This window comes from Vibrio sp. MMH1-50, from assembly GCF_022347645.1.
Lineage (GTDB): Bacteria > Pseudomonadota > Gammaproteobacteria > Enterobacterales > Vibrionaceae > Vibrio > Vibrio harveyi.
In genome coordinates this window covers 60,251-85,655 of sequence record NZ_JAKRGG010000006.1, presented here as the reverse complement: position 1 = coordinate 85,655, position 25,405 = coordinate 60,251, and the positions used below count along the sequence as shown (strand labels likewise).

The following is a 25,405-nucleotide window of genomic DNA, read 5'->3' as shown; positions in this document are numbered from 1 at the left end:
GCGCGCTTCGTATTGGTATGGCACCAAATAACAACGCAAACTACATAAGCTCGAAAGACCGGATTCTAGATAACTTTTTTTGTTGACTCAACAAAAAAATAGCGAGCTGTGAGCTCGCTATTTTCGAAAGGTTTATTCCGCCCCTGAAACAGGAATAGGTTCGGCTTTAGTCTCTGGTTTTTGCATTTCATTTGGTGTTGTGCTTTCAGCCCCTGAAACTTGTTCAGCCAAGGTTTCAACCGCCCCAGAAACCAATAGGTTTGGATCGAGTGGCGGAATGACCTGAAGATCTTCCGTATCTTCGTCAATGGCTGGTTTCTGACTGACATGACCAATGATCGATTGATAGTAACGGCGGATGTTTTCTACGTAGTTACGTGCTTCATCACCACGGGCATAACCGTAACGGGTTTGGCTGTAATAACGTTTCTGACGCAACAATGGTAGACGCTCTTTTACATCTGCCCATGCGTTTGGATCGCCGCCTTGCGCTTTAGTTAGGCGTCGTGCGTCCATCATATGACCATAGCCAACGTTGTAAGATGCCAACGCAAACCAAATCTTTTCGTGTTCATTAATGGAATCTGGTACACGAGCGACAATACGACGCAGGTATTCCACACCACCTCGAACAGACTGTTCTGGGTCAAGTCGGTCCGTTACTCCAACGCTCTTCGCAGTAGGCAATGTAAGCATCATCATTCCACGTACACCCGTCGGTGATTTTGCTTTTGGTTTCCAGTGGGACTCTTGGTAAGCCAATGCGGCGATCAAGCGCCAATCAAACTCTTCGCTGTATTTTTGGAATAGTGGTGCCCACTTAGGCAGGCTGTTGTCTAGCGCTCGGATAAAGGCGCGAGTATCGACATAATCAAATGCTTCAATATGACCGATGTACTTTTCTTCTAGTGTCGCCAACTCGCCTGACTGCTGGATATTGCCAAAGAATTCAATCAGCATCGCGTATAAGCTTTCATCTTCAGAGCGGCGAGTAAACCAAGAGACGGGTTGGTCTTCTGTTAGCTCAAAAGCAAGTGCAAGATCTGGGTATAAACGTTGAGCTAAAGATAATTCAACCGAGTCAGTTACAGTAAAACGCAGTTCACCCGTCGATACGTGTTTTAGCAAATCGCGAGTGTCTGCATCGCCAACAATCTCGAATTGAAGCTCTGGATATTCTTTTTGTAGTGACGTTAGTGTCGGAACAAACTGTGATTGTTCAACGATCTGTAGCGTTTCTGCACCTGCATTGGCATTTTCATCGACAGCCTTTTCATCTTTTGATTCTTGATACTTGATGAGCTGATCAATGTCGCGAGGACGAAGTTGTCCTTTCTTATATACCACCTGTTGGCTTACGTAGTAGTAGGCAGGTCCCGGACGGAAACGTTGCACCGCTTGCGAAGTTTGATTCAAACCTGTCGCAATGATGTCGATATCGCCTTTTTTGAGGGCAGGGAATAACTCGGCTTGACGGAAAGCAGGTTTGATTTCCAACTTCACGCCTAGTTGTTCTGCAAATTTACGTGCCAGTTCGTAATCCAAGCCAGCAGGACCGTCTGGACCAATGTAGTAGGAGAGTTGGTTATTTAGCGTGCCAACACGTAGGACACCACGCTCTTGGATTTGCTCGAATTCACTTTTAGGTTCCGACTCAATCTGACAGGCAGAAAGTAAAAGCACAGAAGCGAAAAGTAGGGCGCTGCGCTTGAGTCGGTTGAACTGACTTATTTGCATTAATTCGGTACGTCTCGATAAATTTCTAGTTGCCTTTATATCAAAGCGCGCTGGTGGGGCAAAGTGAATCAGACAGATAGAGTGCGACATTGTGTGATTTATCGACATTTTAGTCGTAATTCAAATTTGGCAAAAAAAAATGACGCAAACGGTTGCTTTTGGTGTTACATCACAAAAACAATTGCTATATAATGCGCTCGCAACGAAGAGGTGGCATCGGCATAGGTTTGAAAAACCTTCGGGAATAGCTTCGAAGAAAACAGTATAACCCACTGAATTTATTCCAATATTACCTTAATCACTTGCAATAAGAGACCTAAGCACATGAGAATTTTGCGTGGCTCCCCAGCTCTTTCTGAGTTTCGTGTTAATAAACTACTGGAACTATGTCGTGAACAAGATCTGCCTGTCACTGGCATTTACGCAGAGTTTATGCACTTTGCGGATCTAAAGTCTGACCTTGATGACCAAGAGTTGGAAAAACTGGAAAAATTGCTGACTTACGGTCCAACGATCGAAGAGCATGAGCCAGAAGGTCTTTTACTTCTTGTGACTCCTCGCCCGGGCACTATTTCGCCTTGGTCTTCTAAATCTACAGACATCGCCATCAACTGTGGTCTAGACAAAGTAAAACGTCTTGAGCGCGGCACAGCATACTACGTAGAAACAGCGACGCCTCTTAACGATGCTCAAATTGCAGATGTAAAAGCGCTCATCCATGATCGCATGATGGAAGTTACTTTTACTGACTTCGACGACGCAAGCGCATTATTCCAAGCTGCAGAACCTGCACCAGTGGCAGACGTTGACCTATTAAACGGCGGTCGTGCTGCGCTTGAAAACGCAAACGTTACCCTAGGTCTTGCACTTGCAGATGATGAAATAGAATACCTTTACGATGCGTTCGTAAATAAGCTTGAACGTAACCCGACTGATATTGAGCTAATGATGTTTGCACAAGCGAACTCAGAGCACTGTCGTCACAAGATCTTCAATGCAGATTGGACTATCGACGGTGTTAAGCAAGAGAAGTCTCTGTTCAAGATGATCAAAAACACGTTTGAAACCACACCAGAAAACGTACTGTCTGCGTACAAAGATAACGCGGCAGTTATGGTGGGTTCAGATGTAGGTCGTTTCTTCCCGAACCCAGAAACTCGCCAGTACGGTTACAGCCAAGAGAAAGCGCACATCCTAATGAAGGTGGAAACGCACAACCACCCAACTGCTATCTCTCCATGGCCGGGCGCTTCTACTGGTTCAGGCGGTGAGATCCGTGATGAAGGCGCGACTGGTATCGGTGGTAAGCCAAAAGCAGGTCTTGTTGGCTTCACTACTTCTAACCTACGTATTCCTGGTTTTGAGCAGCCATGGGAAACAGATTTCGGTAAGCCGGGTCGTATCGTTAACGCTTTAGATATCATGCTAGAAGGTCCACTTGGTGGCGCGGCGTTCAACAACGAATTTGGTCGTCCAAACCTACTTGGCTACTTCCGTACTTACGAAGAGAAAGTTAACTCTCACGCAGGTGAAGAGGTTCGTGGTTACCACAAGCCAATCATGATTGCTGGTGGTATGGGTAACATCCGTGACGAGCACGTTCAGAAGAAAGAGATCCCCGTAGGTGCAAGCCTAATCGTACTTGGTGGTCCTGCAATGAACATCGGTCTTGGCGGTGGTGCTGCTTCTTCAATGGCATCTGGTCAATCAGCAGAAGACTTAGATTTCGCTTCAGTACAGCGTGAAAACCCAGAGATGGAGCGTCGCTGTCAGGAAGTGATCGACCGTTGTTGGCAACTTGGTGATGCTAACCCAATCGCATTCATCCACGATGTGGGTGCGGGCGGTATCTCTAACGCACTTCCAGAGCTTGTCGACGATGGCGAACGTGGTGGTATTTTCCAACTGCGTGACGTACCAAATGACGAACCAGGCATGAGCCCACTTGAGATCTGGTGTAACGAATCTCAAGAACGCTACGTAATGGCGGTTGCGCCAGAGAACATGGAAGTATTCGATGCAATCTGTAAGCGTGAGCGCGCACCATACGCAGTAGTAGGCATCGCAACTGAAGAGCGTGAGCTTAAACTTGAAGATTCACACTTCGAGAACACGCCAATTGACATGCCAATGGATGTGCTTCTTGGTAAGACGCCTAAGATGCACCGTGATGCGAAAACGCTAAAAGCAAACAACCCGGCGGTTAACCGTGACGGCATCGAGCTGAACGAAGCCGTGGATCGCGTTCTACGCCTTCCAACGGTTGCAGAAAAAACATTCCTAATCACTATCGGTGACCGCACGGTAACAGGTCTTGTCGCGCGTGACCAAATGGTTGGTCCGTGGCAGGTTCCAGTAGCAAACTGCGCGGTAACTGCAGCAAGTTACGACACTTACCACGGTGAAGCAATGTCGATGGGTGAGCGTACACCAGTTGCTCTATTAGACTTTGGTGCATCGGCTCGTCTAGCGGTTGGTGAAGCAATCACAAACATTGCAGCGACAAACATCGGTGATATCAAACATATTAAACTGTCTGCAAACTGGATGTCTCCAGCCGGTCACCCGGGTGAAGATGCAGGTCTTTACGAAGCAGTGAAAGCTGTGGGTGAAGAGCTATGTCCAGCACTTGGTCTGACTATCCCTGTGGGTAAAGACTCAATGTCGATGAAGACCAAGTGGGAAGAGAACGGCGAACAGAAAGAAGTAACCTCTCCGCTATCTCTCATCATCACTGCGTTTGCTCGTGTTGAAGATGTTCGTAAGACAATCACACCGCAATTGCGCACAGATAAAGGTGACACGTCACTGGTTCTTATCGACCTAGGTAACGGGCAAAACCGTCTAGGCGCAACAGCACTTGCGCAGGTTTACAAGCAGCTTGGTGATAAGCCAGCAGATGTAGACAACGCAGCACAACTGAAAGGTTTCTACGAAGGAGTTCAAACTCTAGTAGCAAACGATCAAGTAGTGGCTTACCACGATAAAGGCGATGGCGGTCTATTTGTAACGCTTGCAGAGATGGCATTCGCTGGTCACTGTGGTGTTAAAGCAGACATCGCCGACCTAGGTGAAGATGTACTAGCAGCACTATTCAACGAAGAGTTGGGTGCAGTGCTTCAGGTTAAAAACGATGACCTAGATGCTGTACTTTCAACGTTAGCAGCGAACGGTCTTGAAGCATGTTCTCACGTAATCGGCTCAGTCGAAGCATCTGATGAGCTAGTGATTACTTCTGGTGACACAGTGGTTCTTGAGCGTAACCGTACTGAACTGCGTACTATCTGGGCTGAGACGACGCATAAGATGCAAGGTTTACGCGATAACCCAGCATGTGCTGACCAAGAGCATGAAGCGAAGAAAGACAACTCTGACCCAGGTCTAAACGTTAAGCTAAGCTTCGACGTAAACGAAGACATTGCAGCGCCTTACATCGCGGGTTCTATGGTAAATACCGGTGCGAAGCCTAAGATGGCTATTCTGCGTGAGCAGGGCGTTAACTCTCACGTAGAAATGGCAGCAGCGTTTGATCGTGCAGGTTTCGAAGCGACTGATATTCACATGAGCGACATCCTAACAGGTCAAGCGGCTCTGGATGAGTACCACGGTCTAGTGGCTTGTGGTGGCTTCTCTTACGGTGACGTACTTGGTGCGGGTGAAGGTTGGGCTAAGTCTATTTTGTTCAATGCACAAGCTCGTGAACAGTTCCAAAGCTTCTTTAATCGTGACAACACATTTTCTCTAGGTGTGTGTAACGGCTGTCAGATGTTATCGAACCTGAAAGAGCTAATCCCAGGTGCAGACCTATGGCCACGCTTTGTTCGTAATGAATCTGAGCGTTTTGAAGCGCGCTTTAGCTTAGTTGAAGTTCAGAAGTCTGATTCTGTATTCTTTGACGGCATGGCGGGTTCTCGTATGCCTATCGCAGTTTCTCACGGTGAAGGTCGTGTAGAAGTACGTGATGCTGACCATCTAGCAGCGATTGAAGCATCAGGTACCGTTGCGGTTCGTTACGTGGACAACCACGGTAATCCAACACAGCAATACCCGAATAACCCGAACGGCTCGCCAAACGCTATTACGGGTCTAACGACTCAAGATGGTCGTGTCACAATCATGATGCCGCACCCTGAGCGTGTGTTCCGCACAGTAGCGAACTCATGGGCTCCAGAAGGTTGGGGCGAGAATGGTGCTTGGATGCGTATGTTCCAAAACGCACGTAAGAACATCGGCTAATTACGGCGTAGTCCAAGGTTAACGAAAAGAATAAAGCGCTGGTTGAAAGACTGGCGCTTTTTTATTTAAGGGAATCGAGAACGTCTCCCGTCTCCCTTAAAAAACTTGCAGCGTTTCGGTAACTTTTATGCTCTAATACCGCGCTTACCAAGGGATGGTGTTAAACAGCTCAGCTTAGATGGAGTTATCAAGTTGACCGAATCCCTGATTAATCCCTTAGGAAATGAAAGAAATGTCTAAAAATCCAAAATTTGCTATCCGCGTAACTGAAAAACGTAACGGCTGGAGCGCAGAGATCACTCGTCAAGTGACATCTCGTAAGACAGTAGTATCAAAACGTGAAACTGGTTTTGACAGCGAAGAGAAAGCACAAGCTTGGGCTGAGCAAGAACTAGCGGGTTTTGTTCAAAACCAAGTTGTTCGTAACGAGCGTAAAGCAGCACAGCGTCAAGAGCGTGAAGCTGAGCAACTAGCGGCGAAAGTTCGCAAAGAAGAAGCTCGCAAAGCGCGTGAAGTAGAAGCTGACGAAGAGTAATCTCAGCCTACTAGATGGCTTATCTGTGCCGTCGATTATGAATTAAAAAATGCCCTGAGATCATCTCGGGGCATTTTTGTTTGTGTCGTTTAAAAGCAGTCCGAAGATACCGAAAAGCTCACCGAACCTTCTGCAGGGGCTGCAAATTGTTTATTACCAGCAAGCAATTGAGGATTATTCGAATAGGTTCGATACTTGTGGCTGTTTTTGGGAGTATGTACGGGCGGCAAATCGATGTTATGCAAGCCGTCAGAAAGATCTTTGGCTTCCCCATAATCATAATCTCTCGCTTCCGTTATCTCTCCTTTTGTGTATTGGCAATGATCGGGTTTGCCATCTTCTTTCCACGTTAAACCATCTGTTTGAGCATCAAGATCTAAGTTGTCTGTCACAGTGGCAGCGTAATGATCTTCTAATTGCTGGCGCTTACTGTGTTCTTCCAAATATTGAGAGATATTGTCTTGTGAAATACTCGCTGCATGCGGAGAGGCTAGGGCAGCGACAAATAACATTTGTTTCCATGTCAGCGTTTTTTTTCGAAGGCTCATAAGTCTCGTATGTAAAATGAGGGTGATAGACCCAAGTCACTCTGGCTGAATCAAGCATTTTGAGGTTACTTGGATATAAACGAAAACTCGGAGCCATTCATAGCCCCGAGCTGGTTGAAGACCAATACAGATAATGTGATTAATTAGTACTGGTAAGTCAGTTTAAGTTTAACTTCACGACCCGGTGAAGGCACGCCGTTAGATAGGTAGGCTTCATAGTAACGGTCAGTTAGGTTTTTCACGACCGCTCCAACGCTCAAGCCTTTGACTTGTTGCACATCCCAAACGACATACGCATTTTGCAGCGTATATTGCTCACTAGGCGATTTTACTTTCAGGTTGTTACCCTCTGCCTTCGTTTTGGTTTGTGCATCGTACCAACGTACTTCCCAACCTGAGCGTAGACCTGGGAGCCATTCGTAACCGAAGCCTAGGTTGATGTTCAATGGTGGTACATCTGGGTGATCGTCATCAGAACCAGTGGAGTCAGATAGACTACCTTTGTTTTTACCACGTACGTAACTCGCTGAAAAATCAGTATAGAAATCTGAAATACGGTACTGTGAAATCAACTCAAAACCGTAGTTTTTGAACCCATCTAAGTTCGTATTCCAGCTTTGGTTTTCTGTACTGTTTTTATCTAGATTTGCACCTGTTCGGATATCGACCGTGTCATTTACGTCGTTGTAAAACACGGTAAACTCCGTTGCAAGGTTGTCACGGTCACTGACTAGACCTTCGGTTAAATTGATCACGCTCGCTTGGTAGGCATGAATACGCGAAACATCCAGATCTCTTGCCGTTGCTGTCGCCGTAGCGCGGGCATATTGTACAGAGTAGATGTTATCGACCGTTGGCGCTTTTAATGCGTATGCGTAAGAGAAATTCAAACGCGTATTATTAGTGGCATCAAAATCGATATCGAGACGCGGACTAAAGCCTTTGTGGCTCGTCTCACTGTAGTCATGCCCAGCCGCCGGGTCGTTGTAGTCTGGCGCTGCATTGCCTTTACCTTCGCTGGTGATGTATTCATAACGCAAAGATGGTGTGATGGTTAGACGATCGGTCGCTTGGTAATGGTCTGCTACATAAGCGGCGTAAATCGTCTGTATACCCGATGGTTCGTAATAAGGCGTGTACCAGCCGTAGTTCTTTGCTTCTTTTTTGGCATACGATTTATTGAAGACCAGTGAATCGCGGTCAGTTTTTTGGTACTGAAGACCGGTGACTAGTGCGTGATCTCCAATTTGTGCTTGGTTGAAGACATCAACATAATCGCGTTCGTAACTTAGCCAAGACTCGTGACCGTAGCTGCCGACAGAGACGAACATTTTTTCGAATGCAACATCAGGGCGTACCCAGTGGCGATCGTTTTCAGAGCGTGCCATTTTGATGTTGAAATCAATGTAAGGATTGGAAGGCATGTAATGGTAAGAGAGCGTCGTCGTATTGTCGGTGTATTTGTTGTCGACCGTGTACGCGTATTTCGCCTTCTCTAATGAGCCATATTTTTTGATGTTGTAGTCGGAAATATTCGGCATTTTTCCACGACGGTTCGCCCAAGGTTTGCGGCCTTCGTCTTTGTAGCGCGTATGACTGATTTCGAACTCGTGGTCGTCATTTTCATAGCCGACTTTCACCAGCATGTTTTCTTGCTCGTAACCCGAGTAATCCAACGTTTCACCGCCGCCAACTTGGATGTCATCTGAATCTTTTACCGAGCCATTGGCTAAGAAGTAGAAGCCGGCGTCGTTCTTGCCGTATAAGGACAAGGTGTATGAGTTTTCATCACCATTATTGTTATAGCCAGTGGAAACACGAGCACCAAAGTTACGATCGCCATCGAGGAGATCATCGACACTTTTCGTTTTGATACGGATGGAGCCACCAAATTTACCATTCAATGCGCGATAGTCGTGCGCGCCTTTGATGATCTCTGCCTCACCAATTAAGAACGGGTCAAAGAAGAAGGTTCCGTAACGGTATTGTTGGAAGCCGATAGGTGCGCCATCAACAAATACAGCGATGTCACTTGGGTCATCAAAACCGCGGATATTGATACGTTCCCCCCCAGAGCGAGCACCACCATCTAATGTTGCTCCTGGCACGGAGTCGATCATATCTGCAAAATTGGAATACTGCTGTTCCTCGATAAGAGACCAATCAATGGTCGTTTGAGCAGGTTCTGCAACAGTGATTGGTTTCGCGTAATGCACACCAATGACTTCAAGCTCTTCATCTGAGCCTTCTGCTGCATAGGAAGCAAGGGAGTTGAGCACTGCGAGCGAAACAAGGCTTACCTTGAAGCCATGAGTGGATAAACGTTTCATATTCGTCATTTATAGTAATTTGATTAGGCGAGGATTATATGAATGCTGCACAAATTAATAAATGATAATGAGATTAATTATCAATGGTGTTTTTTTGAATGCCTGTAAAGTTTTATATCCACCAAATGACGGTAAAACAGATTTTGATAGGGATTAAGATATGTAGGGGAGTGAATGTGTCTATCTTTTCGCCACAAAAAAGCCCAGATGAATTTCTGGGCTTTCAGTTTATGCAAAAACTTATTGCTGAGTTTCTAGCGGAATTTGCCCTGTCGTGACTTGATCAACATCGAACTCTGTTAGCTCTTCAATATAGCTTTCTACGGTTTGTTCAACGACATCATCGTCTTGTTTGAAGTAAGCAATGTGGAAGATTGCATCACCTTCGTTAACGAGAGGCAGTGTTTGCTGACCGATCACGATACCGCCTTTTGGTGCAACCAGTTCAAGTTCGTCGTGACCAAGCGGCGAGCTGATGTATGCGAGTGTTTCACCTTCTTCAACTTTGTCACCTAGGTTCACGACAGTACGCAGAATACCGTTACCTGATGCACGTACCCAACTGGTGGATTTTGCGATAATTGGTTCTGGTAGCTTTTTGCGGCTTGCGCGAAGCATGCCGATGGCTTGCATGACGCGCTGCACGCCAAGTACACCTGCGCTGATAGATAGAGGGTCAAAGCGCAGAGCTTCACCAGCTTCATAAGTTAGCACTGGGATATCGCATTTTTCAGCTTCACTACGCAAAGAGCCATCACGCAGTGCCGAGTCTACGATCACTGGTGTGGCAAACGCTTTTGCGATTCGCAGTGTTTCTGGATTACTCAGGTTCGCACGGATCTGCGGTAGGTTAGTACGGTGAATCGCACCCGTATGAAGATCCAAGATGTAATCACAGCGTTTGGCGATATTGTTAAAGAACCCATGCGCCATGCGAGATGCCAATGCACCTTTTTCGCTTCCTGGGAAGCAACGGTTTAGGTCGCGGCGGTCCGGTAGGTAGCGTGACTTATGAATAAAACCAAATACGTTCACAATAGGAACCGCAATCACGGTGCCTTTCAGCTTTTGCGGATCCAGTTGGTTGATCATCTGACGAACGATTTCTACGCCATTAAGCTCATCACCATGGATCGCCGCATTCACCATTAGCACGGGACCTTCTTGTTTACCATGGATGATTTCCACAGGAATAGAAAGTGGTGAGTGCGTGTAAAGCTGTGCTGCTTCAAATTCGGTTTCTAGTCGTTGTCCTGGTTGTACTTGATGCCCGAGTAGCTCAAATACTTTGCTTTTTTTACTTCTGGCCATAAACCATCTCTGTCAAATACGTTAGCAACAATGTAACAACTGGTTCAAAATCACACTAATCATTCTTCTTTAGGTGACGAAAAATAATTTTTATTGAAAAGATTAAAGTTTCACCAGATGTATGAGTTGTGTAAGCACATTGGGTTAATTTCTGTGTTTATTGAGTGGCTGTACGCTGTGTTTTAAAGTAGCACATTCATCGAATAAATAAGGCTGTGTTAAATTTAATACTCATATTTTTTTGAAGAAAAACTGACTTTTACCTATGGTTTTAATCCGCTAATATCCCCGCCGAATTTTTGACCTAATACTATTTAACTAGAGGTTTTGATGAAAAAGGCGTTCGCTAAAATTGGCGCATTGACTGCAGTCGCAGTTTCTCTTTCTGGCTGTGTGGGCAGTAATGCAGTGACAGGTTACGTAATGGGCTTTAACCTAAAAGCAGTAGATAACCGTTACGCTCGTGGTGGTCTAAACATGCTTTTGGCGCCTGTTTATGGTGTTGCTGTTGCAGCGGATTACATCGTATTCAACTCTCTAGAATTCTGGACTGGTAAAAACCCACTAAACGGTAAGCCACACATCTTTGATACCAAGATGGATACTTACATCGACGTGAACCACCAGTTAGACAAATCTCTAACGACTGCACCGATCGGTCCTCTAACGCACAACCGTGTTATCGAGCAAGGTCAAATGCAACAGATCGACGAGAACACCGTTCAGATGGACATTACATACAACAACGGTGACAAAGCGACACTAATGGGCGTTCGTGAAGGTGACTTCGTTACTTACTACATCGATGGTGAAGTGGTTGCTAAAACTTCTATGGATGAGCTAGCGGCATACGCGCAAACTCGCGCATAGTTTGCGATACTCTTGTTATAAAGAGTCTGTAATAAAAAGCTCACAATAAAAAAAGGGTGCCGAGGCACCCTTTTGTGTTTTTCGCGTATTGGTTTGAATTACGCTTTTTCAGGAATGGCTTCAAGAAGCGCAACCATTTGGTCCCAGAACAGTTGAACGGTATCGATCTTCACTTTCTCATCTGGAGAATGAGGGAACTTGATGGTTGGACCGAAAGAAACCATATCCATGTTCGGGTAAGGTTCTTTGAACAGACCACATTCAAGACCTGCGTGGATAACCATGATGTTTGGCTTGTGACCGTAGATGCCTTCGTACATATCACGGAAAATTGCCATGATCTCTGAATCAGCATCTGGTTTCCAGCCTGGGTAAGCGCCAGAGAATTCAATTTGAGCACCAGCCAATTCAGCGACAGATTGAAGCATACCTTCAACTTGGCTACGACCTGAGTCGATCAGGGAACGAATTAGGCATAGAACGGTTACTTTGTTCTCTTCTGTTGTGATAACACCAACGTTAAGTGATGTTTCAACCACGCCTTCAACTTCATCACTCATACGCATTACACCGTTTGGACAAGCGTTCAATGCTGCGATGAAACGTTGTTGGTCTGCAATCGCAAACACTTGTGCATCTGTTGCAACTTCTTCGTTGAAAGTCACGATGTCTGTTTCAATTTTACCAAGCTCTGTTTTTAGTAACTCAGTGTAGTAGTTGAACAGTTCCGCTAGTTTATCTTGATTTTCTGCCGGTAGTGCTACAGTTACAAAAGCTTCACGAGGAATCGCGTTACGTAAACTACCGCCACGGAATTCAACCAGGCGAAGATCCAACTCTTGCGCGTGACCAGCGAGGAAGCGACCAATTAGTTTGTTTGCGTTACCGCGACCTGTATGGATGTCACAGCCAGAGTGACCGCCTTTTAGACCTTTCAGTGTTAGTTGACGAGTAATAAAGCCCGCTGGAATTGCGTCACGAGTAATATCGAAGGTCATTGCGCCATCGATACCGCCTGCACAACCCATGTACACTTCGCCTTCTTGTTCTGAGTCTGTATTTAGAAGGATATCGCCTTCCAACCAGCCAGCTTCAAGACCAAATGCACCTGTCATGCCTGCTTCTTCATCAATAGTCAGTAAAACTTCAATAGGACCGTGCTTGATCTCTTTAGAAGCAAGTACAGCAAGACAAGAAGCCATGCCGATGCCGTTATCTGCACCTAGCGTTGTGCCCTTTGCTGTTACCCATTCACCATCGATGTATGGCTGAATTGGATCTTGAGTGAAGTCGTGATCAGTGTCTTCGTTCTTTTGTGGCACCATGTCGATGTGTGCTTGAAGCACTACACCTTTTTTGTTTTCCATACCTGGTGTCGCAGGTTTTTTAATGAACACGTTGCCAGTTGGATCGCGGCGTACGTCAAAACCTTGCTCTGTTGCCCAAGTAACAATGTACTGTGCTAGAGCTTCTTCATGTTTTGAAGGGTGAGGGATTGAACAAATCTTATCGAAAAACTGCCAAAGTGGAGCAGGTGATAAGGTACTGATTTCAGAATGGAATTCAGACACGGAAGACTCCTTTTGATGTGCTTTGCCAAATTTAAACCGTAAATTTAATGAGTGTTTAGCAGTAAATGCTAATCGGTATTGGCTTGGAATTGCCCTCAGCATACCACCAGAAAAGCGGTTCTAGTAGTTGTGGTGAAAAGGATTTGCCCTAGAACTGTCACAGATTATGAACACAACGTAATACACCAATGCAACGAGCTTAGTATGTTCTGAAAGTTTGTTTAATTTTTAATTTACTAAACTGTAATTTAATTACAGTTAATTCTTGATGGAGGTCAATTTATTAAGTTTTTGTGATTCTGGTCACTAAAATGCTTGTAATTAAATTTCTGGGTGGTATATTTGTAACCAGCTTCTGAGAGAAGAATGAAATGCTCAAAGGATGAGTCCGTTTATCGCCTCCAAGGAACTGAGAAATCAACCAAATTAACAGTATTAATTGATTTAGAAGGTGATATTTATGAAAGGTTTACCAAGTGCAATGTTCTGGAACAGCAAATCTGTTTACACCGGTAACTTTGTATACCCAACAAGCTTTGGTTACTAATTGAAGCCAACGCATGTGACTCGAACAAGTTTGTTCACCCCTATAAATTGGAATTTTTTTTCAGTGCATAGTGCTGACATGATTCACCGCCACTCAAATTGAGTGGCGTTTTTTTATCTTCTGATCCCAATCTCGCCTATTTTATCGCCACCAAGCTTCAATTCTCCGATTGCTTATCTCACTTGTTTCATTTTCTGACCAATTCTTTGGGTATTTAGCGTCCAAAACGATGACTTTGCGTTTGAAAGTTTAATACATTGCTCAGTTTATACATATACGTTTGTTTTCAGTACAAGTTCGTTAGTTATTGTTTATTAAGACCTAAATTTATTTGCTGTTTAAAACGCTAGCGAATGGGTTTCATATCCCAAGAAAAAAATCCCTTTAGAGTGAAAATTCTATCTGGAATTTGTTATTTGATAACTTTATAATTCGAGCCAATCGATTACGCAACCGTTTACTTTTTACCTTTTACAGGATTCGATCATGCTCGAAAGGCTCTTTAAACTTAGTGAAAATGGCACCAATGTGCGCACTGAGATCATCGCAGGTGTTACTACCTTCCTAACTATGGCTTACATCATCTTTGTAAACCCAGCTATCCTTGCAGATACAGGTATGGATCGTGGTGCCGTGTTCGTTGCGACGTGTCTTGCTGCCGCTATTGGCTGTTTCATCATGGGCTTAGTAGCAAACTACCCAATCGCTCAGGCTCCAGGTATGGGGCTAAACGCGTTCTTTACCTATTCCGTTGTGTTGGGCATGGGTTACACATGGCAAGTCGCGCTAGCAGCAGTATTTGTTTCCGGTCTGCTATTTATCGTCTTGAGTGTGTTTAAGATTCGCGAATGGATCATCAATTCGATTCCACTTTCTCTTCGTACTGGTATCTCAGCAGGTATCGGTCTGTTCCTTGCTTTCATCGCACTGAAAAACGCAGGTATTGTTGTAGATAACCCAGCAACGCTAGTTTCAATGGGTAATATCACTTCTCTACCATCTGTACTTGCAGCGATTGGCTTCTTCATGACGATTGCATTGGTTCACCGTGGTGTGAAAGGTGCGGTTATGATCGCAATCCTAGGCGTAACAATTCTTGGTCTGATCTTTGGTGACGTTCAGTGGGGCGGCATCATGTCAACACCACCAAGCATCGCGCCAACCTTCATGCAGCTAGACTTCTCTGGCTTGTTCGAAGTAGGTATGATCTCTGTAGTATTTGCTTTCCTATTCGTTGACTTGTTCGACACTGCAGGCACGCTAGTTGGTGTTTCGCAAAAAGCGGGTTTGACTGACGAAAACGGCAACATTCCACGCCTAAATAAAGCGCTACTTGCAGACTCAACAGCAACATCTGTCGGTGCTCTACTAGGTACATCAAACACGACGTCATACATTGAGAGCGTTTCTGGTGTAGCCGCTGGTGGTCGTACAGGTCTAACCGCTGTGGTTGTTGGCGTATTGTTCCTTCTTGCTCTATTGTTCTCGCCACTAGCGGGAATGATTCCAGCTTACGCAACGTCTGGTGCACTATTTTACGTGGCTATCTTGATGCTTTCTGGTCTTGTTGGCATCGACTGGCGTGACCTAACAGAAGCGGCTCCTGTTGTCGTAACGTGTTTGGTTATGCCTTTGACTTTCTCTATTGCAGAAGGTATCACGCTTGGTTTCATTGCTTACGCTGCGATCAAACTGTTCAGTGGTAAAGGACGTGAAGTTTCAATGAGTGTATGGGTTATGTCCGCTATCTTCATTGCGAAGTACATCCTAGGCTAACTCTGACGATTAAAAGAAAAGCCAGTGTGGGCACTCGTTCACACTGGCTTTTTGTTTGTGGGCTTTTGCTGGAGGGGAATTTCTCCTTGTTTATGGAGCATTTCTTCTCAAATTCATTCCCTTCTTTATTTTGCCGTGTTCACTGAATTCGATTTTTCTGCGTAATAGACGGAGAATTTTGATATCAGCGTTGGTATTAATCATGGGTTTCGGTAGAATAATCGTTTGCGTAGCTTGAAACCCCCATTTCCTCTGGTGTGGGAAATCTAGATTGATGAGTCCATTTCAGCGCCATCAGCTAGGTCACGGGGATGCATATTTTGAAATTATTAGGTTATTACAATGAGTAAAAAATTCATTATCACTTGGGATGCGATGCAGTCTTACTGCCGTGAACTGGCTGAGAAACAAATGCCAGCTGAGCAATGGAAAGGTATTTGGGCGGTAAGCCGTGGTGGCTTGGTTCCTGGTGCTATCTTGGCTCGTGAGCTAGGTATTCGCTACGTAGATACAATTTGTATCTCAAGCTACGACCACGATCATCAACGTGACATGACAGTGCTTAAAGCGCCAGAAGGTGACGGTGAAGGTTACCTAATCATTGAAGACCTAGTAGATAGCGGTGATACAGCGCGTAAACTTCGTGAAATGTACCCGAAAGCAAAACTGATTGCTGTATGTGCTAAGCCTTCTGGTAAAGAGCTACTTGATGACTACGTAGTAGACATCGCACAAGACACTTGGATCGAGCAACCTTGGGATATGTCTATCCAGTACGCTGAGCCAGTAAATCGTAAGCAAAAATAAGTTTGCACTAAGAATATTGAGAAATGCCCCTTTATAGGGGCATTTTTTTTATTATTATTACGCTATTGCAACCAGCCTAGAGTCCTTCCTATGTCAGAAGACGTCAGTAAAAACCTCTCCGAAACTTTGTTTGTCAAACACAAACAAGCGAAAGAAACCTCTGCACTTACTCAATACATGCCGACCAGCCAAAAGATTCTTGATGAGCGAGAAGAGCATGAAGATCGTGCTTGGTATCGTCATTTGAGACGTCTTCAATGGGCGTGGCAGGGCTTATCTCCTATCGAAATGGAAGGGGTACTTTCTAAAATCGCGTCATCGAATCATTCTCGTACCGAAGATAAATGGCTTGATACGGTCATGGGTTACCACGGTGGTAACTGGACGTTTGAGTGGATTAAGTTAGGCATGGAGCATCAACGCCGCGCGAATGAAATGAAGGGGGAGGAAGCGGCTGATGAGCTGTTTACGGCTTCATTGTGTTTTAGCATTGCAGGCTATCCACATTTAAAGAATGATAACTTAGCCATTCAAGCACAGGTATTGGCGAACAAAGCGTATTCAGAAGGCTCAGAAAAAACTAAATACGTGATCAAGCAGATCGAAGTGCCTTACCAAAAACGCAAGATCATCGCGAACCTACATCTTCCTCGCACAGATAAACAATTACCAGTTGTAATGGTCAGTGCTGGTTTGGACAGCTTGCAAACGGATATGTGGCGCTTGTTCAGAAACCACTTAGCTCCAAAAGACATTGCGATGGTGACTATTGATATGCCGTCAGTCGGTCATAGTTCACATTGGCCGCTGACTGAAAACTCCAGTTGCCTTCATCAAGCGGTTTTGAATGAACTGTATTCTCTACCTTGGGTTGATCACCACAAAGTTGGATTGATTGGCTTCCGCTTTGGCGGTAATGCCATGATTCGTCTTTCGTTTGTTGAGCAAGAAAAGATCAAAGCTTGTGTGGCTTTGGGAGCACCAGTGCATGATCTGTTTACGTCGCCTAAAAAGTTGCAGCAAATGCCGAAGATGTACCTTGACCTATTAGCGTCTCGCCTTGGTAAGAGTGCTGTTGACATCAATAGCATGGCCGGACAGATGATGGCATGGTCACTCAAGGTACAAGGTTTCCTAAGTAGCCGTAAAACTAAGGTGCCAATTTTAGCATTGAGTCTCGAAGGGGACCCAGTTTCACCTCATAGTGATAACCAGTTGGTAGCACTGTTTAGCCAGTACGGACAAGCCAAGAAAATCAGTTCCAAGACAATTACAAAAGGTTATGAGCAATCCCTCGATTTAGCCATAAAGTGGTTGGAGGACGAATTATTAAGATGACAAATCTCCTAATTTAGTTAAGAGTGATATATGTGAGCAAAAAATAAGCTCATGATAATTAAAAATAATAATCATTCTTGGATAGCTAAATATCCTTACTATGGAAACGGAGATTCTTATGTCAGAGACGACACAAGGGCCGACTCACTTTCGCTTGATGTCAAAGTTGAAGGCGATAGGTCCGTACCTGCGCGAACCACAATCACAAGAAGGGCACTACTATTTTGACTGTCTATCTGTCTGTGTAGACGACAAAAAGTCACCTGAGAAACGTGAATTTTGGGGCTGGTGGATGGACTTGGAGTCCATCGAAGGTGGCTTTACGGCAAAATACCATATTGGTAAATACAACAAAGAAGGGGAATGGACCTCAGAACCATTACCAAATAAGGTAGTAGAGGAAGTGTACTTGACACAAAGTACCTTCCATCAAAAGCTTATTGATACAGTGGCTGAGCATTTCAAACTGGAAGTGGAATATCACACCGAATCGTTTGATTTCGCCTAATTTGGCTGTTTTCTTCCCTGATAAGACAAAAAGGTGCGTTTTCGCACCTTTTCTGCTTGTTAAATCCCCATTTGATTGCTAAAACATCCACTCTTTATTTGTTTTTCATTTCAGAAGACATCATGACAACGAATCAACAGAATGCAGTTGTTTCACAACCACAGACCGTCGTTGTGAAACTGGGTACAAGTGTGCTGACAGGCGGCACTTTGGCGTTAGACCGTGCTCATATGGTAGAGCTGGCTCGTCAATGTGCTGAGCTTAAAAAACAAGGCCATTCAGTAGTAATGGTTTCGTCTGGTGCGATTGCAGCAGGCCGTGAGCATCTTGGATACCCCGCACTGCCCAACGCGATGGCGAGCAAACAGTTGCTTGCAGCCGTGGGTCAGAGCCGTCTGATTCAAACATGGGAGTCTTTGTTTGGTATTTACGGTATCAAAATTGGTCAAATGCTACTGACTCGCGCTGATTTGGACGATCGTGAACGTTTCCTTAACGCACGTGACACCATTAATGCGTTGGTTGCGAATGACATTATCCCTATCGTTAATGAAAACGATGCTGTCGCAACAAATGAAATCAAAGTAGGTGATAACGATAACTTGTCTGCTTTGGTGGGGATTTTGTGTGGTGCAGACAAATTGCTGCTCCTGACTGATCAAAAAGGTTTGTTTACCGCAGACCCACGTAAAGATCCGAATGCTGAGCTGATCAAAGAAGTGAAAACTATCGATGATACTTTGCGTAAAATTGCAGGTGGTAGTGGCACAACGCTAGGTACGGGCGGCATGGCAACCAAACTTCAAGCGGCAGACATAGCTCGCCGTGCAGGTATTGAAGTTATTATCGCCGCTGGTAGCGCACCAAATGTTATCTTTGACTCATTGAGTTCAGAGCCACAAGGCACACGTTTCCTACCGTGTTCTGAAGCACTAGAAAACCGTAAGCGTTGGATCTTAGCCGGTCCTGCGGCGTCTGGTGACATCATTATTGATGACGGTGCCGTTAACGCGGTTGTAGGTAAGGGCAGTAGTCTGCTTGCGAAAGGCGTTATTAAAGTAAGTGGTGATTTTGCTCGTGGCGAAGTCGCCCGCGTGACAAATTCCCACGGTAAACTGGTTGCTCGTGGTATCAGTGCCTACTCAAGTGAAGACCTAGCGAAAATTGCAGGTAAGCACAGTAAAGATATCATCTCTATTTTGGGTCATGACTACGGCTCAGAAGTGATTCATCGCGATGATCTTGTCGTCATTCAAGAATAGAAATTGAGGGAAGCAAAGTGGATTTAACGAATATGGGTAAAGCTGCCAAAGATGCAGCTTTCGAATTGGCGACAGCGTCAACCGCACAAAAGAACCAAGCACTAGCCATTATTGCCGATGAGCTAGAAGCAAATGCAGCAACCATTTTGGCTGCAAACGCAAAAGATATTGAGTTAGGTCGCGAAGCGGGTCTAACGGATGCATTACTTGACCGCCTTTTACTGAATGAAGAGCGCTTAACCGGTATTGCTAACGATGTTCGTAATGTGATCAGCCTTAACGATCCTGTGGGCAGTGAAATTGACAGCAAAGTGCTAGAAAACGGCATGTCTCTGTCTCGTCGTCGCGTGCCACTTGGTGTAGTTGGTGTGATTTACGAAGCGCGTCCGAATGTAACTATCGATATTGCTGCTTTGTGTCTAAAAACAGGTAATGCAAGCATCCTACGTGGTGGTAAAGAGACATTTTTCTCTAATATGGAGCTGGTGAAGGTTATCCAATCGGCGCTTGCAAAAGCAAACTTGCCAGCGGCTTCTGTTCAGTACATCGAAAAACCGGATCGTGAGTTGGTTTCTCAATTACTTAAGCTAGACGACTACGTCGATATGATCATTCCACGTGGTGGCGCTGGTCTACACAAAATGTGTAAAGAGAACAGCACCATTCCAGTGATCATTGGTGGTTTTGGTATTAGCCACATTTTTGTTGATGAATCAGCAGAGCTAGATAAATCACTCAATGTTGTTGAAAACTCAAAAGTTCAACGTCCGTCCGCATGTAACTCGCTAGATACTTTGCTGGTTCACGAGAATATCGCTGCGCAGTTCCTGCCAATGATCGTAGAGCGCATGAACGAAAACGTAACTTTTGTCGCAGAGCCAAAAGCAAAAGCACTGATGGCACAAGCGAAACAAATTCGCGATGCGGGTGAAGGTGATTTTGATACGGAATGGCTAAGTTATACGCTAGGTGTAAAAGTGGTTGCTGATGTGAAAGAAGCGATTGATCACATGCGCGTTCACAACGCGAGCCACTCAGATGCGATCATGACAAACAGCCTACAAAACTCAGAATTGTTCATTAACTCTGTCGGTTCTGCGGCGGTTTACGTAAATGCCGCAACACGTTTTACTGACGGTGCTCAGTTTGGTTTAGGTGCTGAAGTTGCGGTATCAACTCAGAAACTGCATGCTCGTGGTCCTATGGGTTTGGAAGAACTGACCAGCTACAAATGGGTTGGTAAAGCGAACTACTTAGCACGCAGTTAACAGAAACCGTTTGATATTGATTGAAAAAGGGGCAGCGATGCCCCTTTTTGTTTTCTCTAACATAGCAATTCCGCTACACTAGTCTTGCTTTTGGGACGAACCCAATTGCAAGCTATTTGGAGGTGATATGCATTGTCCTTTTTGTTCTGAGAACGATACAAAAGTAATTGATTCACGCTTGGTTGCTGATGGGCATCAAGTGCGTCGTCGTCGTCAATGCCTTGCGTGCAGTGAACGTTTTACAACGTTTGAGACCGCAGAGTTGGTGATGCCGAAAGTGATTAAATCTAACGGTAACCGTGAACCATTTGATGAAGATAAAATGGTTGGTGGTATTCAACGTGCCTTAGAAAAACGTCCAGTCAGTGCTGACTCTATTGAGCTAGCCATCAGCATGATTAAGTCCCAACTGCGTGCAACTGGTGAACGTGAAGTACCAAGTGAAATGATTGGTAATTTGGTTATGGATCAATTGAAAGAGCTGGATAAAGTCGCTTATATCCGCTTTGCATCGGTTTATCGTAGCTTTGAAGACATCCGTGAATTCGGTGAAGAAATTGCTCGCCTAGAAGACTGATTGAATCATGGCTCAACAATCTCTCTCTTCAGAATTTACCTCTCAAGATTTCGAAATGATGTCGCGTGCGCTCAAGTTAGCGAAGCGCGGCATTTATACAACGGCACCTAACCCGAATGTAGGCTGCGTTATTGTCCGTGACGGTGAGATTGTTGGCGAAGGTCATCACCATCGTGCGGGGGAACCTCATGCTGAAGTTCACGCGATGCGTATGGCTGGTAATAAAGCTGAAGGCGCAACGGCATATGTGACACTGGAACCTTGCTCTCATTATGGTCGTACGCCACCTTGTGCAGAGGGGCTAATCAAAGCCAAAGTCGCACGTGTTGTTTGTGCAATGGAAGATCCAAACCCGAAAGTTGCAGGACGCGGTTTTCAAATGCTGCGCGATGCGGGGGTAGACGTTCAAGTTGGCTTATTAGAAAGCGATGCGATCGAGCTGAACAAAGGGTTTATCAAGTTCATGCAAACTGGCATACCTTATGTTCAGTTGAAAATGGCAGCCAGCCTCGATGGGCAAAGTGCACTCAATAATGGTCAGAGTCAATGGATCACCTCCCCAAAGGCTCGCCAAGATGTACAGCGTTATCGAGCGTTGAGTGGCGCTATTCTCTCTACCAGTAAGACAGTCATTGATGACAATGCATCGCTGAATGTGCGTTGGGATGACCTGCCATGCAGTGTGCAAGCTCAATATCCTCAAGATGAAGTTCGTCAGCCTCCTCGTGTGATTTTCGATCGCCAGTCTCAACTTAGCGATGATCTAAAACTATTTAATACTGACGGTGAGCGTATTATTGTTAGTCACGACGGCGATATTGCGCCTGAGCTGACGGAAAATGGTCAAATTGACTTAACGGCGACATTAAAAGCTGTGGCGAGCGAATATCATATTAATCACTTGTGGGTTGAAGCTGGCGCTACACTCGCGAGTTCATTAATCAAAGCTAACCTTGTAGATGAACTGATTGTTTATCTTGCTCCTAAATTAATGGGCAGCGATGGGCGAGGTTTGATTGGTGCTCTTGGGTTAACCGATATGGCACAAGTTATCGATTTAACTATTACCGACGTTCGAATGGTAGGGATGGATATTCGCATTACCGCAACCGTCAAACGCAACCAAAGCTAGAAAGAAGCATTATGTTTACAGGAATTGTAGAAGCAGTTGGCAAACTAACTGCAATCACGCCAAAAGGCGAAGACATCACCGTTACGGTCGAAGTTGGCAAGTTGGATATGTCTGACGTTAAGTTGGGGGACAGTATCGCAACGAATGGTGTGTGCTTGACGGTCGTCGACTTCGGTAGCAACTATTACAGTGCCGACTTATCACTGGAAACGCTGAATAAAACAGGTTTTGCCGCTTACCAAGTTGGCGATAAAGTGAACCTGGAAAAGGCCATGTTACCAACGACACGTTTTGGTGGGCACATTGTGTCTGGTCACGTCGATGGCGTGGGCGTGATTGTTGAGCGCAACCAAGTTGGTCGAGCGATTGAATTCTGGGTAGAAATGCCTGCTGAAATCAGTAAGTACGTCGCAGAAAAAGGCTCGATCACAGTGGATGGCATTAGTCTGACCGTCAATGACCTACGTAAAAATGGTTTTAAATTGACGATTGTTCCTCACACCAGTGAAGAGACCACGATTGATCAGTTCCAGGTGGGTCGCAAAGTGAACCTAGAAGTGGATGTACTGGCTCGCTACATGGAACGCTTGCTACAAGGTCAAAAAGAAGAATCGCAAGAGTCACGTATTACCATGGACTTCTTGCAGCAAAATGGTTTTGCGTAGGCGAAACCGACAATAATCACAGAACGTTATCAGGTTAATTGACTTAATAAGGGTTGGCTGCAAACTGCGCTAAAGCCAGTAGACATGGCTAACCGAAACGTTAAACGTATTGCTGCTGCAATAATAAATTTATGAATAACGGGAAACAGAATATGCCTATCAGCACGCCTCAAGAAATTATTGATGACATTCGCGCGGGCAAAATGGTCATCCTGATGGATGATGAAGACCGCGAGAATGAAGGTGATTTGATCATGGCTGCCGAGCACATTACGCCGGAAGCAATCAACTTTATGGCTACGCATGGTCGTGGCTTGATCTGTCTAACCATGACAAAAGCTCGTTGTGAAAGCCTTGGTTTACCGCCAATGGTGCAAGACAACAATGCGCAATACACCACGAACTTTACCGTTTCTATTGAAGCGGCTGAAGGTGTTACGACAGGTATCTCTGCCGCAGACCGTGCTCGCACTGTACAAGCTGCCGTTGCGCCAAATGCGAAAGCAGCTGATTTAGTTCAACCTGGTCATATCTTCCCTCTAGCAGCACAAGATGGTGGCGTTCTAACTCGCGCTGGTCATACAGAAGCAGGCTGCGATTTGGCTCGCCTTGCAGGTCTAGAGCCAGCATCGGTTATCGTTGAGATCCTAAACGACGACGGCACGATGGCACGTCGTCCTGATCTTGAAGTATTTGCTGAAAAGCACGGCTTAAAGCTAGGTACTATTGCGGACTTGATTGAATACCGCAATAACACCGAAACAACGATTGAACGTGTTGCTGAGTGTGCATTGCCAACAGAGTTCGGTGAGTTCACGCTTGTGACTTACAAAGACACGATTGATAACCAAGTGCACTACGCAATGTGTAAGGGCGACCTTGCTTCTGAAGCGCCATTGGTCCGCGTTCATTTACAAGATGTATTTACCGATGTCCTTCGAAGTGACCGCAACGCAGAGCGTAGCTGGACACTTGAGAAAGCAATGAAGCGCATTGGCGAAGAAGGTGGTGTTCTGGTTGTACTTGGCAACGAAGAGTCAACCGATCTGCTTATTCACCGAGTGAAAATGTTTGAAGCACAAGACAAAGGCGAAGCACCAACGCTTGCTAAGAAGCAAGGTACGTCACGCCGAGTGGGTGTCGGCTCTCAAATCCTTGCTGATCTGGGCATTCACGATATGCGCCTGCTTTCTTCAACCAACAAGAAGTACCACGCACTCGGCGGTTTTGGTCTGAATGTGGTTGAGTACGTCTGCGAATAATAACTGACCAGCGAGTTCCTAGTCTTACACGCACTTATCGTCGCTAAGGCGAGGAACTCGTGATTCGTCCCCAATTTCCATTAGATATTGCTCACAAAATTGTGATAGAATCCGGCGATTCTCACTTGATGAACAATTTTCACTTATAAATAGAGTTAAAGGAAAGCTTATGAAAGTGATCGAGGGTGGCTTCCCAGCGCCAAATGCAAAAATTGCTATCGTTATTTCTCGTTTCAACAGTTTTATTAACGAAAGCCTACTATCTGGTGCGATCGATACACTAAAGCGTCACGGACAAGTAAGCGAAGACAACATCACTGTTGTTCGTTGCCCAGGTGCCGTAGAACTACCTCTAGTAGCTCAACGTGTTGCTAAAACTGGTAAGTACGATGCAATCGTATCTCTAGGTACAGTAATTCGTGGCGGTACACCGCACTTTGACTATGTTTGTAGTGAGTGTAACAAGGGTCTTGCACAAGTTTCTCTGGAGTACAGTCTTCCAGTAGCATTTGGTGTATTGACTGTTGATACTATCGATCAAGCGATTGAACGCGCAGGAACCAAGGCTGGTAATAAAGGTGCAGAGGCTGCACTAAGCGCACTTGAAATGATTAATGTACTATCTGAAATTGATTCCTAATGGGGGCCAGTGTGAAACCAGCCGCACGTCGTAACGCACGTCAATTCGCTCTACAAGCGATCTATTCATGGCAAATTACTAAAGATAATGTTGCCACGATCGAAGAACAGTTTTTGTCTGGCGACAAATACGATGAAGAAGAACTTCACGCATCTGAGCCTGCACTTGCTGCTCCAGAAACAGACGTAGCTTACTTCCGTGAACTACTAAGCGGTGTTGTACTTAGCCACTCTGAGCTAGATAGCAAAATCCGTCCATACGTGTCTCGTCCAATGCAGGACCTAGACATGATGGAACTTGCTCTTCTTCGTCTTGCTATGTACGAGATGACTCGTCGCGAAGATGTTCCTTACAAAGTGGTAATCAACGAAGCGATTGAACTTGCAAAAGTATTCGCGGCAGAAGACAGCCACAAATTTGTGAATGGTGTGCTAGATAAAGCGGCGCCACACGTACGTAAGAAATAACGATTTCTTCATTAAAAA

Annotated in this window: 20 protein-coding genes; 15 read left to right on the top strand and 5 right to left on the bottom strand. The window is 45.2% G+C overall.

Annotation, left to right across the window (positions count from 1 at the left end):
• Positions 1 to 132: 132 nt before the first annotated feature.
• The gene (mltF, locus tag MHO32_RS06795; protein ID WP_050907655.1) at positions 133 to 1,737 is read right to left on the bottom strand and encodes a membrane-bound lytic murein transglycosylase MltF; all 1,605 of its coding nucleotides are present in this window, start codon (positions 1,735 to 1,737) and stop codon (positions 133 to 135) included.
• Positions 1,738 to 2,061: 324 nt separating this feature from the next.
• Between mltF and purL the strand changes: the two genes are divergently transcribed.
• Complete coding sequence (gene purL / locus MHO32_RS06790) at positions 2,062 to 5,973, top strand: phosphoribosylformylglycinamidine synthase (protein ID WP_005447626.1); 3,912 nt, start codon at positions 2,062 to 2,064, stop codon at positions 5,971 to 5,973.
• Positions 5,974 to 6,205: 232 nt separating this feature from the next.
• The gene (locus MHO32_RS06785; RefSeq protein ID WP_005447624.1) at positions 6,206 to 6,508 is read left to right on the top strand and encodes a DUF3622 domain-containing protein; all 303 of its coding nucleotides are present in this window, start codon (positions 6,206 to 6,208) and stop codon (positions 6,506 to 6,508) included.
• An 89-nt stretch (positions 6,509 to 6,597) separates the two neighbouring features.
• Here MHO32_RS06785 and MHO32_RS06780 read toward each other — a convergent pair whose 3' ends face one another.
• The 3 genes from MHO32_RS06780 to MHO32_RS06770 form a co-directional block, all read right to left on the bottom strand.
• Positions 6,598 to 7,020, bottom strand: coding sequence for a hypothetical protein (locus MHO32_RS06780; protein ID WP_029789190.1), 423 nt, complete (start codon positions 7,018 to 7,020; stop codon positions 6,598 to 6,600).
• A gap of 179 nt (positions 7,021 to 7,199) precedes the next feature.
• Entirely contained in the window at positions 7,200 to 9,386 is a 2,187-nt protein-coding gene (locus MHO32_RS06775) for a TonB-dependent receptor domain-containing protein (protein WP_005447620.1), read from the bottom strand.
• A 240-nt stretch (positions 9,387 to 9,626) separates the two neighbouring features.
• Positions 9,627 to 10,697 (bottom strand): succinylglutamate desuccinylase/aspartoacylase family protein, encoded by a 1,071-nt coding sequence (locus MHO32_RS06770; protein WP_005447618.1) that lies wholly within the window; start codon positions 10,695 to 10,697, stop codon positions 9,627 to 9,629.
• A gap of 330 nt (positions 10,698 to 11,027) precedes the next feature.
• Here MHO32_RS06770 and MHO32_RS06765 point away from each other — a divergent pair, with 330 nt between their 5' ends.
• On the top strand, positions 11,028 to 11,567 hold the full coding sequence (locus tag MHO32_RS06765) for a DUF3332 domain-containing protein (protein ID WP_005447616.1): 540 nt from the start codon (positions 11,028 to 11,030) through the stop codon (positions 11,565 to 11,567).
• Positions 11,568 to 11,665: 98 nt separating this feature from the next.
• On the opposite strand, the gene MHO32_RS06760 is transcribed toward MHO32_RS06765, so the two are convergent.
• Entirely contained in the window at positions 11,666 to 13,138 is a 1,473-nt protein-coding gene (locus MHO32_RS06760; RefSeq protein WP_009697714.1) for an aminoacyl-histidine dipeptidase, read from the bottom strand.
• A gap of 1,033 nt (positions 13,139 to 14,171) precedes the next feature.
• Between MHO32_RS06760 and MHO32_RS06755 the strand changes: the two genes are divergently transcribed.
• From MHO32_RS06755 to nusB, 12 genes are all read left to right on the top strand, one after another.
• A complete protein-coding gene (locus tag MHO32_RS06755) occupies positions 14,172 to 15,461 on the top strand; it encodes an NCS2 family permease (RefSeq protein ID WP_005447607.1) in 1,290 nt (429 codons plus the stop codon).
• Between the two features lie 342 nt (positions 15,462 to 15,803).
• Positions 15,804 to 16,268 carry an oxytetracycline resistance phosphoribosyltransferase domain-containing protein Tet(34) gene (gene tet(34), locus MHO32_RS06750; protein ID WP_005447605.1) on the top strand — a complete coding sequence of 155 codons (465 nt, stop codon included), beginning with the start codon at positions 15,804 to 15,806 and terminating at the stop codon, positions 16,266 to 16,268.
• A gap of 90 nt (positions 16,269 to 16,358) precedes the next feature.
• Complete coding sequence (gene frsA / locus MHO32_RS06745; protein ID WP_009697716.1) at positions 16,359 to 17,606, top strand: esterase FrsA; 1,248 nt, start codon at positions 16,359 to 16,361, stop codon at positions 17,604 to 17,606.
• 118 nt (positions 17,607 to 17,724) lie between these two features.
• Positions 17,725 to 18,114: a sigma factor-binding protein Crl gene (gene crl, locus MHO32_RS06740; RefSeq protein WP_005447601.1), complete on the top strand. Its 390-nt coding sequence runs from the start codon at positions 17,725 to 17,727 to the stop codon at positions 18,112 to 18,114.
• A 122-nt stretch (positions 18,115 to 18,236) separates the two neighbouring features.
• Entirely contained in the window at positions 18,237 to 19,376 is a 1,140-nt protein-coding gene (gene proB / locus MHO32_RS06735; RefSeq protein WP_005447599.1) for a glutamate 5-kinase, read from the top strand.
• A gap of 17 nt (positions 19,377 to 19,393) precedes the next feature.
• Positions 19,394 to 20,644 carry a glutamate-5-semialdehyde dehydrogenase gene (locus MHO32_RS06730; RefSeq protein ID WP_005447597.1) on the top strand — a complete coding sequence of 417 codons (1,251 nt, stop codon included), beginning with the start codon at positions 19,394 to 19,396 and terminating at the stop codon, positions 20,642 to 20,644.
• A 127-nt stretch (positions 20,645 to 20,771) separates the two neighbouring features.
• Positions 20,772 to 21,221 carry a transcriptional regulator NrdR gene (gene nrdR, locus MHO32_RS06725; protein ID WP_005424846.1) on the top strand — a complete coding sequence of 150 codons (450 nt, stop codon included), beginning with the start codon at positions 20,772 to 20,774 and terminating at the stop codon, positions 21,219 to 21,221.
• Between the two features lie 7 nt (positions 21,222 to 21,228).
• Complete coding sequence (gene ribD, locus MHO32_RS06720) at positions 21,229 to 22,353, top strand: bifunctional diaminohydroxyphosphoribosylaminopyrimidine deaminase/5-amino-6-(5-phosphoribosylamino)uracil reductase RibD (RefSeq protein ID WP_239210981.1); 1,125 nt, start codon at positions 21,229 to 21,231, stop codon at positions 22,351 to 22,353.
• Positions 22,354 to 22,364: 11 nt separating this feature from the next.
• A complete protein-coding gene (locus MHO32_RS06715; protein WP_029789187.1) occupies positions 22,365 to 23,018 on the top strand; it encodes a riboflavin synthase in 654 nt (217 codons plus the stop codon).
• Between the two features lie 152 nt (positions 23,019 to 23,170).
• A complete protein-coding gene (gene ribBA / locus MHO32_RS06710) occupies positions 23,171 to 24,280 on the top strand; it encodes a bifunctional 3,4-dihydroxy-2-butanone-4-phosphate synthase/GTP cyclohydrolase II (protein WP_005447594.1) in 1,110 nt (369 codons plus the stop codon).
• A 169-nt stretch (positions 24,281 to 24,449) separates the two neighbouring features.
• Positions 24,450 to 24,920, top strand: coding sequence for a 6,7-dimethyl-8-ribityllumazine synthase (gene ribH, locus MHO32_RS06705; RefSeq protein WP_005440184.1), 471 nt, complete (start codon positions 24,450 to 24,452; stop codon positions 24,918 to 24,920).
• Entirely contained in the window at positions 24,920 to 25,387 is a 468-nt protein-coding gene (gene nusB / locus MHO32_RS06700; RefSeq protein WP_005440182.1) for a transcription antitermination factor NusB, read from the top strand. Before ribH ends, nusB begins: the two co-directional genes overlap by 1 nt.
• Positions 25,388 to 25,405: the final 18 nt, after the last annotated feature.